The sequence below is a fragment of the Enterobacter cloacae complex sp. IR5428 genome (genome assembly GCF_049238585.1).
Taxonomy (GTDB): domain Bacteria; phylum Pseudomonadota; class Gammaproteobacteria; order Enterobacterales; family Enterobacteriaceae; genus Enterobacter; species Enterobacter intestinihominis.
The window spans coordinates 410,750-423,428 of record NZ_JBMKHV010000002.1; the positions used below are offsets into that span (position 1 = coordinate 410,750).

Below are 12,679 nucleotides of genomic sequence, written 5' to 3' on the forward strand. Positions count from 1 at the left end.
CGCATTTTCTTCCCGTTTCTCCAGCGTGCTGTAGAAATGGGCAAGACATCGGCAGGAATGTGCATTGAGAGGATAGCGCCTGCCCGCCACAATGTGCAGCATCAGGTTGCCTTCTGCGCCACCACGATTTTTTACCCACCACAGGGAACAAGCCATGAACAACTTTAATCTTCACACCCCAACCCGCATTCTGTTTGGTAAAGACGCTATCGCTGACCTGCGCGCGCAAATCCCGACGGACGCCCGCGTCCTGATTACCTACGGCGGCGGCAGCGTGAAAAAAACCGGCGTACTGGATCAGGTTTACAGCGCTCTGGAAGGGCTGGACGTACGCGAGTTCGGCGGTATCGAGCCTAACCCGTCTTATGAAACGCTGATGAACGCGGTAAAAATCGCCCGTGACGAGCAGATCACTTTCCTGCTGGCGGTGGGCGGCGGTTCCGTGCTGGACGGCACCAAATTCATCGCGGCGGCAGCGCATTACGCTGACGGCATCGACCCGTGGCATATTCTGGAAACGGGCGGCAGCGACATCAGCAGTGCGATCCCGATGGGCTCCGTGCTGACGCTGCCGGCCACCGGCTCTGAGTCCAACAAAGGCGCGGTCATCTCCCGTAAAACCACCGGTGACAAGCAGGCCTTTATGAACGAACACGTTCAGCCCGTGTTCGCGATCCTCGATCCGGTTTACACCTATACCCTGCCTGCGCGTCAGGTGGCGAACGGCGTGGTCGACGCCTTTGTTCACACCGTTGAGCAGTACGTCACTTACCCGGTGAACGCCAAAATTCAGGATCGTTTCGCGGAAGGCATTCTGCTGACGCTGATTGAAGAAGGTCCGAAAGCGCTGAAAGAGCCTGAAAACTATGACGTGCGTGCTAACGTGATGTGGGCTGCAACACAGGCACTGAATGGCCTTATCGGTGCAGGCGTGCCACAGGACTGGGCTACCCATATGCTCGGCCACGAGCTGACGGCGATGCACGGCCTGGATCACGCCCAGACGCTGGCGGTGGTTCTGCCTGCGCTGTGGAATGAAAAACGTGACGCTAAACGCGCCAAACTGCTCCAGTACGCCGAACGCGTCTGGAACATCACCGAGGGTTCCGACGATGCGCGTATTGATGCCGCAATTGAAGCCACCCGTCACTTCTTTGAAAGCCTGGGCGTGCCTACGCGTCTCTCTGGCTACGGCCTGGACGGCAGCTCCATCCCTGCCCTGCTGGCGAAGCTGGAAGCACACGGTATGACGCAGATCGGCGAGCACGGCGACATCACCCTGGACGTCAGCCGTCGTATTTACGAAGCGGCACGCTAAGCGTTTTTAGGATCCTGACTTTCGTTTTTTGACATTTCGTCCAGACTTAATGCACATCACATCGTCGGAGGTTCCCTCCGGCGATGAGCACCTGAAGGAGGAAAAATGGCAAACCAAACCGTAATCAAGCTACAGGACGGCAACGTGATGCCCCAGCTGGGGCTAGGTGTATGGAAAGCCGGTAACGACGAGGTCGTCTCCGCCATTCATAAAGCCCTGGAAGTCGGCTATCGGTCCATTGATACCGCCGCCGCCTATAAAAACGAGGACGGCGTGGGGACCGCGCTTGCCAGCGCTGGCATTCCCCGCGATGAGTTATTCATCACAACCAAGCTGTGGAACGACGATCAAAAGCGTCCCCGCGAAGCGTTGCAGGAGAGCCTGGAGAAACTCCAGCTCGATTTCGTCGATCTTTATCTCATGCACTGGCCGGTACCGGCTATCGACCATTACGTTGATGCCTGGAAAGGGATGATTGAGCTGCAAAAAGAGGGGCTGATAAAAAGCATCGGCGTCTGTAATTTCCAGGTTCATCATCTGCAACGCCTGATTGATGAAACGGGCGTCGCGCCGGTGATTAACCAGATTGAGCTACACCCGCTGATGCAGCAGCGCCAGCTTCATTCGTGGAACGCCACGCACAAGATCCAGACCGAATCCTGGAGCCCGCTGGCTCAGGGCGGCGAAGGGGTGTTTGACCAGAAAATTATCCGCGAGCTGGCGGATAAGTACGGCAAAACGCCGGCGCAGATCGTCATTCGCTGGCATCTTGATAGCGGTCTGGTGGTGATCCCGAAATCGGTCACGCCATCGCGTATCGCCGAGAACTTCGACGTCTGGGATTTCCGCCTGGATAAAGACGAGCTGGGTGAGATTGCGAAGCTGGATAAAGGTAAACGTTTAGGCCCGGATCCGGATCAGTTTGGCGGGTAGTTTCCCCTCACCCTAACCCTCTCCCACAGGGAGAGGGAATGCTTTCCACTCTCTCCCTGTGGGAGAGGGCCGGGGTGAGGGCATCATCGTTATCCGATCTTACGTTTTCCCGTTTTTTTCGTCCCCGAAGCCCCACCGTTCGAACGCTGATGCACAATTGGCGTGTGCTTGGTCAGCGCCGGGCGCGTATTGCGGTTCTGGCGGCGCGCTTCGCGCATCTCTTCCAGCGTTGGCGCAGGCACCAGGCAATCACGACGCGAGCCGATCAGGTGCTTTTTCCCCATCTCTTCCAGCGCCTGACGGATCAGCGGCCAGTTTTTCGGGTCGTGATAGCGCAGCAGCGCTTTGTGCAGACGGCGCTGTTTATCCCCTTTCGGCACCACCACGTCTTCACTCTTATAGCCAATCTTACTTAGCGGGTTTTTGCCGGTGTAATACATGGTCGTCGAGTTAGCGAGCGGCGACGGGTAGAAGTTCTGCACCTGATCCAGACGGAATCGACGCTGCTTCAGCCACAGCGCCAGGTTCACCATGTCTTCATCACGGGTGCCGGGGTGCGCGGAGATGAAGTATGGGATCAGATACTGCTCTTTCCCCGCCTGTTTTGAAAAGGTATCAAACAGCTGTTTAAAGCGGTCATAGCTGCCCATGCCCGGCTTCATCATTTTGGACAGCGGGCCCTCTTCGGTGTGCTCCGGGGCGATCTTCAGATAACCGCCAACGTGGTGCGTCGCCAGCTCTTTGATGTAGCGCGGATCTTCCACCGCAATGTCGTAACGCACGCCGGAGGCGATCAGGATCTTCTTGATGCCTTTCAGGTCACGGGCGCGACGGTAAAGGTTGATCGTCGGCTCGTGGTTGGTGTCCATATGCTCGCAAATGCTCGGATAGACGCAGGAGAGACGACGACAGGTCTGCTCAGCGCGCGGCGATTTGCAGCGCAGCATGTACATGTTAGCCGTTGGACCACCCAAATCGGAGATTACGCCGGTAAAGCCCGGGACCGTGTCGCGAATCGCTTCGATCTCGTTAACAATCGACTCTTCGGAACGGCTCTGAATAATACGACCTTCGTGTTCGGTGATCGAACAGAAGGAGCACCCGCCGAAGCAGCCGCGCATGATGTTGACCGAGAAGCGGATCATCTCGTACGCCGGAATACGGCTGTTGCCATATGACGGATGCGGCACACGCTTGTACGGCAGGGCAAAAACGCTGTCCATCTCTTCGGTAGAGAGCGGGATCGCCGGCGGGTTAACCCAGATATAACGCTCGCCGTGCTTTTGCATCAACGCGCGGGCACAGCCCGGGTTGGTTTCATGGTGCAGAATACGGGAGGCGTGTGCGTAGAGCACCTTGTCAGCTTTGACCTTCTCATATGACGGCAGAAGCACATAGGTCTTTTCCCACGGCTTCGGACGCGGCGGCTGCACCACCACGGCCTTTGCTTCCGCTTTCTTCGGCTCAACTGGTTTGTTATCCGCGCACGGCAGATCGTCACCGTACGGGTGCGGGATAGGGTCGATTTTGCCCGGCATATCGATAATGCGGGAATCCACCCCGCTCCAGCCCGGCAGCGCCTCTTTCACCATGATCGCGGTGTTGCGCACGTCGCGGATCTCGCTGACCGCTTCACCCTGCGCCAGGCGATGCGCCACTTCCACCAGCGGACGCTCGCCGTTGCCGAAGATCAGCATGTCGGCTTTCGAATCCACCAGCACCGAACGGCGCACGGTGTCAGACCAGTAGTCGTAGTGCGCGGTGCGGCGCAGGCTCGCCTCGATGCCGCCCAGGATCACCGGCACGTCTTTCCATGCTTCTTTGCATCGCTGGGTGTAGACGAGGGTCGCGCGATCGGGACGTTTACCCGCCACGTTATCTGCCGTATAAGCGTCGTCATGACGCAGCTTACGGTCCGCGGTATAGCGGTTGATCATCGAGTCCATGTTGCCCGCGGTCACGCCAAAGAACAGGTTAGGTTTACCCAGACGCATAAAGTCGTCTTTGCTGTTCCAGTCAGGCTGAGAAATAATCCCCACGCGGAAACCCTGAGCTTCCAGCATACGGCCGCAGATCGCCATGCCAAAGCTCGGGTGATCGACATACGCATCACCCGTCACCAGAATGATATCGCAGCTGTCCCAGCCCAGTTGATCCATCTCTTCCCGGGACATCGGCAGGAACGGCGCCGGTCCAAAGCAGGCTGCCCAGTACTGGGGCCAGGAGAAGAGGTCGCGATCCGGCTGGATCAGGGAAATTGCGCTCATAATGCTTCCGAAGAAAAAATAGACAAAAGGAGCGGGATTATACGCTGGTTTATCGGGGGAAATGAAGGGGTATTTATTGCCCGGTGACGCTACGCTTACCGGGCCTACGGGCCTGTAGGTCGGGTAAGGCGAAGCCGCCACCCGACTCGTTTTACGGTGCCGGATTCACCAGCATCTGCCCTACCGACCCCCTGTCCATCATCTCCAGCGTCTGGCTGTGGAACAGGAACGGGAAGTGCGGCCATGACGGCTGTCCATAGTAGACGAGCAGTTCTACCTGCCCATCCACCCAGACGGTGTCTTTCCAGCCCCTGTCTTCCGGGAACGGCATCGCCCCGTTGACGTTGCGGATCAGGAATGACACCCCTTCAATATGGAACGACTGCGGCATCTCCGAGCGGACGGTCCAGCGCTCCCAGGTTCCCTGCTGGGCGGTGATATCAATACGGTTTACGTCCCACAGCGCGCCGTTGATGCCCGGATCGTCGCCAAGGCTGATATCGCGACTGCGTACTGCAGGGCCGGTCACAATTTCCTGCGGCAGCAGGCGCATCGGCAGACTGTCGGTCACCAGCGGCAACAGGCCGGTCGGGCGCAGCGTCAGCACCAGCGTGGAGACCAGAACGCTCGACGGTTCAAAGAAGCCGCGTATGCGGTCAACAATGCTTGCCGCTTCGCCGCAGGTCACGGACACTTCATCCCCGTTGGTCATATCCACGAGGATTTCACGACGTTCGCCCGGCGCAAGCGCCAGCTGTTTCACCGACACCGGCGCAGGTAATAACCCCTGATCGCCTGAAATCACATGCAGGGCGCGGCCGTCGCTCATTTGCAGCAGGTAGCGGCGCGAGTTAGAGGCATTCAACAGACGCAGGCGCACCCAGCCACGAGACACTTCGACATACGGGCTTTGCGCGCCGTTAACCAGCAGCGTATCGCCCACAAAGCCACCGCTGCCCGGCTCGCTGTACTCCGGCGTACCGAAGTTATCCAGACGCTTGTCCTGAATAATGATCGGGAAATCATCAACACCGTAGTGATTCGGGATCGGCAGCGTTTTACTGACCTCATCTTCAATCAGCCACATCCCGGCCAGGCCGTTATAGACCTGCTGGGCGGTGCGGTTCGGGGTGTTGGCGTGATACCACAATGTCGCCGCGCTCTGACGAATCGGGAGGACGGGCGCCCAGTCGGCATTCGGCGACATCATGCGCGCCGCGCCGCCCATCAGCGGCCCCGGCACCTGCAACCCACTGACGGTCATTGCGACATTTTCCGTCGTCCGGTTACTGTAGATGAGCTTGACGTCATCCCCATTCCACACGCGAATGGTCGGCCCGAGGTAGCGTCCGTTAATGCCCCATACCTGCGCGCGCGTTCCCTGGGTAAAGGACCAGTGGCTACGCTGAAGCGTGAGGAATAGCGGCTGTCCGCGACGGGATTCAATCAACGGCGGAATAGGCAGCGGCTGTTGCTGCCCGGCGGCGCTGGCTGTCCGCGGCATCGCACCCGCACAAAGGGCGATACCCGAAGCCTGAATAAACTGACGCCGACTGAGTGACATATAAGCTCCATCTGAAACGACTAACAACGCGGGAATTCGTTTTCCCTTGAACGAAACCGGGTTAAATCTTACCGGCGGCTTCTCGCTCTGCAACTTCTTTATCGAGCTGTGCAATGTGCTGAGCCATCAGCTCGCGGCAGTGCGTGGCCAGCTCGCGCACCTGGTCTTTACCATATTTGGAGGTATCCACCGGCGGTAGCATTTCGACAATGACCAGTCCGTTTTTCAGACGGTTAAGATTAATCTTATTCGATGTATTGGAAACGCACACGGGAATAATTGGAACGCCTGCCGCAATTGCAGCATGAAACGCGCCGGTCTTGAACGGCAGCAGGCCGCGACCGCGGCTGCGCGTCCCTTCCGGGAACATCCAGATTGAGATCCGGCGCTTTTTAAACTGATCCACCACTTCCGCAATGGTGCCATGCGCTTTCGCACGGTTGTTGCGGTCAATCAGCAAGTTACCGGTGAGCCAGTACAGTTGGCCGAAAAGCGGGATCCACAGCAGGCTCTTTTTCCCGACGGTTACGGTCGGCGGAATAACAATATTTGAGGCCGTCACCATATCGTAGTTGTTCTGATGGTTAGCGATATAGATGGCGTTACCGAAATTCTCCGCCCCTTCAGGCAGACGCTTTTCAACCTTCAGGCCGAACAATGGCGCAAGGCGACCAAACATGTGCCCGAACGTCGCGACATGTTTTGGGTTACGCGGGCTGAACAGGCAATAAATCGATCCGAAAATACAGACCAGAATGCAGTAAATAACGGTAAGAATAAGACGAACAATGTATAGCATAGCGACCTCTGAAGCCCTGACAGCTGACAATTATACTTCACCTGTGGCCAGGTAAGGACTTTATTACGAGCGCGTATTGTTAATCGCAACGCACGAATTAACAACGTTTTTACGGGAAATTTTATGGTAATCCCCCTCCGGAAAGAGGGGGGGATGAAACAGGTTACTCTTCGCTGTCGTCCGCTTTGCTGCGCGCCGGCGAGTCGATCTCCACGCGGTCGATGCGCTGCAGGCCACGCATCAGTGAGCCGCGACGTCCGCGCTCGCCAACCACCTTCTGCAACTCTTCCGGACGCAGTTTGATCTTACGTTTGCCGACATGAATGGTCAGCGTGCTCTGCGGCGGCAGCAGGAAGAGATGCGCCAGGCTATCTTCGCCTTTTGCCGCTTCCGCTGACGGGATACTGATGATCTTGTTGCCCTTACCTTTCGACAGCTCCGGCAGATCGCTGACCGGGAACATCAGCATGCGTCCGGCAGCGGTGATCGCCAGCAGCATATCGCTTTCGTTCTCGATGATCAGCGGTGGCATGACGTGGGCGTTATCCGGCAGGCTGATCAGCGCTTTACCGGCGCGGTTACGCGATACCAGATCGTTAAAGGTGCAGATAAAGCCGTAGCCAGCATCAGACGCCATCAGCAGTTTTTGATCGTCGGCTTCCATCAGCATATGGTCAACCGTGGCGCCCGGCGGCAGCGTCAGCTTGCCCGTCAGCGGTTCGCCCTGCCCGCGCGCGGATGGCAGCGTGATCGGATCAATAGCGTAGCTACGGCCCGTGGAGTCGATAAACGCCACCGGCTGGTTGCTCTTGCCCTTCACCGCCGCCTTGAAGCTGTCACCGGACTTGTAGCTCAGACCCGGCGCGTCGATATCGTGGCCTTTGGCGCTACGCACCCAGCCGCTCTGGGAAAGCACGATGGTCACCGGCTCGGACGGCAGCATGTCGTGCTCGTTCATCGCCTTCGCTTCTTCGCGCTCATGCAGCGGAGAACGACGGTCGTCGCCAAAGGCGTCGGCATCGGCCTGCAGCTCTTTCTTCAGCAGGGTGTTCATCTTGCGCTCGGACGCCAGAATCGCCTGAAGCTGATCGCGCTCTTTTTCCAGCTCGTTCTGCTCGCCGCGGATCTTCATCTCTTCCAGCTTAGCGAGATGGCGCAGCTTCAGTTCGAGGATCGCTTCAGCCTGGGTTTCGCTGATGCCAAAGCGCGACATCAGGGCAGGCTTAGGTTCGTCCTCGGTACGAATGATCTCAATCACTTCGTCAATGTTGAGGAACGCCACCAGCAAACCTTCGAGGATATGCAGGCGCTTAAGCACTTTCTCCAGGCGATGGTTCAGACGGCGGCGCACCGTATCGCGGCGGAAGGCCAGCCATTCGGTGAGGATCTCCAGCAGGTTTTTCACCGCCGGACGACCGTCCAGACCAATCATGTTCAGGTTGATGCGGTAGCTTTTTTCCAGATCGGTAGTGGCGAACAGGTGGTTCATCACCTGCTCCATATCCACGCGGTTAGAGCGCGGCACGATTACCAGACGGGTCGGGTTTTCGTGGTCCGATTCGTCGCGCAGGTCGTCCACCATCGGCAGCTTTTTATTGCGCATCTGGGAGGCAATCTGCTCCAGCACCTTCGCGCCGGAGACCTGGTGCGGCAGCGCGGTGATCACCACGGCGCCATCCTCTTTGGTCCATACCGCGCGCATGCGCACGGAGCCTCGGCCGTTCTGGTAGATTTTACGGATTTCCGCACGCGAGGTGATGATCTCGGCTTCGGTCGGATAGTCCGGCCCCTGCACGATATCCAGCAGATCGTCCAGCGAGGTTTTTGGCTGCTCAATCAGGGTGATGGCCGCTTTCGCCACTTCACGCAGGTTGTGCGGCGGAATGTCCGTCGCCATGCCCACGGCGATACCGGTCGTGCCGTTCAGCAGGATGTTCGGCAGACGCGCAGGCAGCATTTTCGGCTCCTGCATCGTACCGTCGAAGTTTGGCACCCAGTCGACCGTACCCTGCCCCAGTTCGCCCAACAGCACTTCGGCATATTTAGACAGACGGGATTCGGTATAACGCATTGCCGCGAAGGATTTCGGATCGTCCGGCGCCCCCCAGTTCCCCTGACCATCCACCAGCGGATAGCGGTAAGAGAACGGCTGGGCCATCAGCACCATCGCTTCATAGCAGGCGCTGTCACCGTGCGGATGGTATTTCCCCAGCACGTCGCCGACGGTACGGGCGGATTTCTTGAACTTGGCGGTCGCATTCAGCCCCAGTTCGGACATCGCATAGACGATGCGGCGCTGAACGGGCTTCAGGCCATCCCCGATAAACGGCAACGCCCTGTCCATGATGACGTACATGGAGTAGTTCAGGTAGGCGTTTTCCGTGAATTCATGTAGCGCGAGGCGCTCTGCCATATCGCTCATTACGTGTGATTCCTCAACTCAGAAACCGATGGGTTTCAGGCAATATTGCCGCAGATACTACCTCATCTGGCGAGTTGAGTCACAAAGAAAAAGGGCCGCTCATGCGGCCCTTTCCGGGTTATTTGTTCAGCTTGATAACCTGCTTCACGTCGATTTCAAACTCGTTCCAGTCTTTATCGATTTTACCCTGGAGTTCGACTTTATCCTGTGGCGTCACCGTCACGCCGTTCCAGCGCTTGTGGTCGATCTCCACCACCACCGTGCCGCTTTCATCGCGGAAGGTGTAACGGTCATCGGACAGGCGCTCGGTAATATTACCGCGCAGCTTCACCCAGCTGTCGTCCTTCATATCTTTGACTTTAGCCGCGGTAGTGAGGTTGGCGTTATTATCGACAAAGCCACCCTGCTGGGTTTGCGTCTGGGTCTGTGTCGCAGATGGGCCAGAGAAGCCACCCTGTGCAGCAAAAACAGGGGCAGTGGTCATCATCATGATGGCAGCAATTGCAGCGTATTTTTTCATCTTAATCTCTCCCTTTAATGTCGTTTCACAATCCATTAAACAGGGTAAACCTTAACAACTTCTTAAGGGGAAAATTTATTTATTTTTACTGTACAGCAGGCGCTTGCAGAAGGTTTACTGACGGCATCAAGGAGGAAATATGCGCATTTTACTGGTAGAAGACGACAAGCTCATCGGCGATGGCATCAAAGCGGGCTTAAGCAAAATGGGCTTTAACGTGGACTGGTTTACCGACGGTAAAACCGGGCAGGCGGCCCTGTACACCGCGCCGTACGATGCCGTGGTGCTGGACCTGACGCTGCCGGAAATCGACGGGCTTGAGATCCTGCGCGCCTGGCGCGAAAGCGGTAAGAGCGAACCGGTGCTGATCCTCACCGCGCGGGATGCGCTGAATCAGCGCGTCGAAGGGTTACGCCTGGGGGCGGATGATTACCTGTGTAAGCCGTTCGCGCTGATTGAAGTGGCAGCCCGCCTCGAAGCGCTGGTGCGCCGCAGCCACGGGCAGGCGCGCAGCGAGCTGCGTCACGGCAAGGTCACGCTCGATCCGGCAAGTCTCGTCGCCACGCTGGAGGGCGAAACGCTGGTGCTCAAACCCAAAGAGTTCGCCCTGCTGGAACTGCTGATGCGCAACGCGGGCCGCGTGCTGCCGCGCAAGGCCATCGAAGAGAAACTCTACAACTGGGATGATGACGTCTCCAGCAACGCCATCGAAGTCCACGTTCATCATTTACGCCGCAAGCTCGGCAGCGAATTTATCCGCACCGTGCACGGCATCGGTTATACCCTGGGTGACGCATGAAACTGACCCAACGCCTGAGCCTGAAGCTGCGCCTGACGCTCCTCTTTTTGCTGCTGTCCCTGGCGGCCTGGTTTGCCGCAAGCGTGGTGGCCTGGCACCAGACGACCGACAAGCTCGATAAGCTGTTCGATACCCAGCAGATGCTGTTTGCCAAACGGCTGCTGACGATGGACGTGGACGAACTCCGCGCCCCGGAACGCATGCGCGAGGTGCCGAAAAAAGCCAAACACGGCCATCTTGACGACGATGCGCTGGCCTTCGCAATCTTCACCGCAGACGGCAGCATGGTGCTTAACGACGGTGAGAACGGGCGCGACATACCTTATCACTACCGCCGGGACGGATTTGATGACGGTCGGTTGCAGGATGACAACGACGAATGGCGTTTCCTGTGGCTGACCTCCCCGGACGGGAAATACCGCGTGGTGGTTGGCCAGGAGTGGGAGTACCGACAGGATATGGCGCTGGACGTGGTCAGCTCGCAGCTGACGCCGTGGCTGGTGGCGCTGCCCGTAATGCTGCTGTTGCTGATTGTCCTGCTGAGCCGGGAACTGAAACCGCTGAAAAACCTGGCGCAGACCCTGCGTTCACGCTCGCCGGATGCGACCGATACGCTGCCCACCCACGGCGTGCCGACGGAGGTTCGCCCGCTGCTTGATGCGCTTAACCATCTTTTCGCCCGTACGCAGGAGATGATGGCCCGCGAGCGCCGCTTCACCTCGGATGCCGCTCATGAGTTGCGCAGCCCGCTTGCCGCGCTGAAGGTGCAAACCGACGTGGCGCAGCTTTCCCTTGACGATCCCGGGGCGCAGTCTAAAGCGCTGGGGCAGCTGCATGCGGGCATCGACCGCGCCTCCCGGCTGGTGGATCAGCTTCTCACCCTGTCGCGCCTGGATTCACTGGATAATCTTGATGACGTCGAACCCGTGATGATGGCCGATTTGCTGCAATCCGCGGTGCTGGATATCTGGCATCCGGCGCAGCAGGCGGGCATTGATATTCGGCTCAACGTCAACGCGCCCGAGGTGATGCGTCACGGACAGCCGCTATTGCTGAGCCTGCTGGCGCGTAACCTGCTGGACAACGCCGTTCGTTACAGCCCGCGCGGCAGCGTGGTGGACGTGACGCTGAACACCCAAAGCTTTACCGTGCGCGACAACGGCCCGGGCATTTCAACCGATGCGCTGGCGCGTCTCGGCGAGCGCTTTTATCGTCCACCGGGCCAGGACGCCACCGGCAGCGGTCTGGGGTTGTCTATCGTGAAGCGCATCGCGGCGTTACACGGGATGCGCGTCTCGCTGGGCAATGCGCCTGAAGGGGGCTTTGAGGTGACCGTCAGCTGGTAGCCATTATTGCGCTGAGCGCAAAAGACTTTGCACATTTTGCTTATTTTTCCGCTCCGTCCTCGCGCGTAGAATACCTGGCATACTCTCAGCATCGAGGACAAATAATGAGCAACATTCTGATTATCAACGGCGCGAAAGAATTTGCGCACTCTAAAGGCCAGCTCAATGACACCCTGACCGAGGTCGCGGATGGTTTCCTGCGCGACGCCGGACATGATGTTAAGGTTGTGCGCGCGGACAGCGATTACGACGTGAAGGCCGAAGTGCAGAACTTCCTGTGGGCCGACGTGGTTATCTGGCAGATGCCGGGCTGGTGGATGGGCGCACCGTGGACCGTGAAAAAATACATGGACGATGTGTTTACCGAAGGTCACGGTTCGCTGTATGCCAGCGACGGCCGCACCCGCTCAGACGCGTCTAAAAAATACGGTTCCGGCGGCCTGTTGCAGGGCAAGAAATACATGCTCTCCCTGACCTGGAATGCCCCGCTTGAAGCGTTCACCGAGCAAGATCAGTTCTTTGAAGGCGTAGGCGTAGACGGCGCGTATCTGCCATTCCACAAGGCGAATCAGTTCCTGGCTATGGAGCCGCTGCCGACCTTTATCGTCAATGACGTAATTAAAATGCCGGACGTCCCACGCTATATCGCAGAATATCGCAAGCATCTCGCGGAAATTTTTGCTTAACTGGTAGCCTGGAATTAGAAGGAGT

10 protein-coding genes are annotated in these 12,679 nt (G+C 58.0%); 5 read left to right on the forward strand and 5 right to left on the reverse strand.

Annotation, left to right across the window (positions count from 1 at the left end; translation table 11 throughout):
• Positions 1-154 precede the first annotated feature (154 nt).
• Entirely contained in the window at positions 155-1,318 is a 1,164-nt protein-coding gene (gene yqhD / locus ACOTXC_RS04310; protein WP_421767433.1) for an alcohol dehydrogenase, read from the forward strand.
• 105 nt (positions 1,319-1,423) lie between these two features.
• Positions 1,424-2,251, forward strand: coding sequence for a 2,5-didehydrogluconate reductase DkgA (dkgA, locus tag ACOTXC_RS04315; RefSeq protein ID WP_023298605.1), 828 nt, complete (start codon positions 1,424-1,426; stop codon positions 2,249-2,251).
• An 89-nt stretch (positions 2,252-2,340) separates the two neighbouring features.
• Here dkgA and ACOTXC_RS04320 read toward each other — a convergent pair whose 3' ends face one another.
• The 5 genes from ACOTXC_RS04320 to ACOTXC_RS04340 all read right to left on the reverse strand — a co-directional run bounded on the left by ACOTXC_RS04320 (position 2,341) and on the right by ACOTXC_RS04340 (position 9,823).
• The gene (locus ACOTXC_RS04320; RefSeq protein ID WP_046618810.1) at positions 2,341-4,518 is read right to left on the reverse strand and encodes a YgiQ family radical SAM protein; all 2,178 of its coding nucleotides are present in this window, start codon (positions 4,516-4,518) and stop codon (positions 2,341-2,343) included.
• 151 nt (positions 4,519-4,669) lie between these two features.
• Positions 4,670-6,082 (reverse strand): cell division protein FtsP, encoded by a 1,413-nt coding sequence (ftsP, locus tag ACOTXC_RS04325; protein WP_023298607.1) that lies wholly within the window; start codon positions 6,080-6,082, stop codon positions 4,670-4,672.
• Positions 6,083-6,143: 61 nt separating this feature from the next.
• Positions 6,144-6,881, reverse strand: a complete 738-nt coding sequence (gene plsC, locus ACOTXC_RS04330) for a 1-acylglycerol-3-phosphate O-acyltransferase (RefSeq protein WP_022649406.1) — start codon at positions 6,879-6,881, stop codon at positions 6,144-6,146.
• A 163-nt stretch (positions 6,882-7,044) separates the two neighbouring features.
• Positions 7,045-9,303, reverse strand: coding sequence for a DNA topoisomerase IV subunit A (gene parC, locus ACOTXC_RS04335; protein WP_023298608.1), 2,259 nt, complete (start codon positions 9,301-9,303; stop codon positions 7,045-7,047).
• 118 nt (positions 9,304-9,421) lie between these two features.
• Positions 9,422-9,823, reverse strand: a complete 402-nt coding sequence (locus tag ACOTXC_RS04340; protein ID WP_022649408.1) for a YgiW/YdeI family stress tolerance OB fold protein — start codon at positions 9,821-9,823, stop codon at positions 9,422-9,424.
• Positions 9,824-9,962: 139 nt separating this feature from the next.
• Here ACOTXC_RS04340 and qseB point away from each other — a divergent pair, with 139 nt between their 5' ends.
• The 3 genes from qseB to ACOTXC_RS04355 all read left to right on the forward strand — a co-directional run bounded on the left by qseB (position 9,963) and on the right by ACOTXC_RS04355 (position 12,654).
• Positions 9,963-10,622: a quorum sensing response regulator transcription factor QseB gene (qseB, locus tag ACOTXC_RS04345; RefSeq protein ID WP_063147389.1), complete on the forward strand. Its 660-nt coding sequence runs from the start codon at positions 9,963-9,965 to the stop codon at positions 10,620-10,622.
• Positions 10,619-11,968 (forward strand): quorum sensing histidine kinase QseC, encoded by a 1,350-nt coding sequence (gene qseC / locus ACOTXC_RS04350; protein WP_023306956.1) that lies wholly within the window; start codon positions 10,619-10,621, stop codon positions 11,966-11,968. The genes qseB and qseC overlap by 4 nt, the downstream gene beginning before the upstream one ends.
• Before the next feature lie 104 nt (positions 11,969-12,072).
• Positions 12,073-12,654: an NAD(P)H-dependent oxidoreductase gene (locus ACOTXC_RS04355; RefSeq protein WP_022649411.1), complete on the forward strand. Its 582-nt coding sequence runs from the start codon at positions 12,073-12,075 to the stop codon at positions 12,652-12,654.
• Positions 12,655-12,679 lie beyond the last annotated feature (25 nt).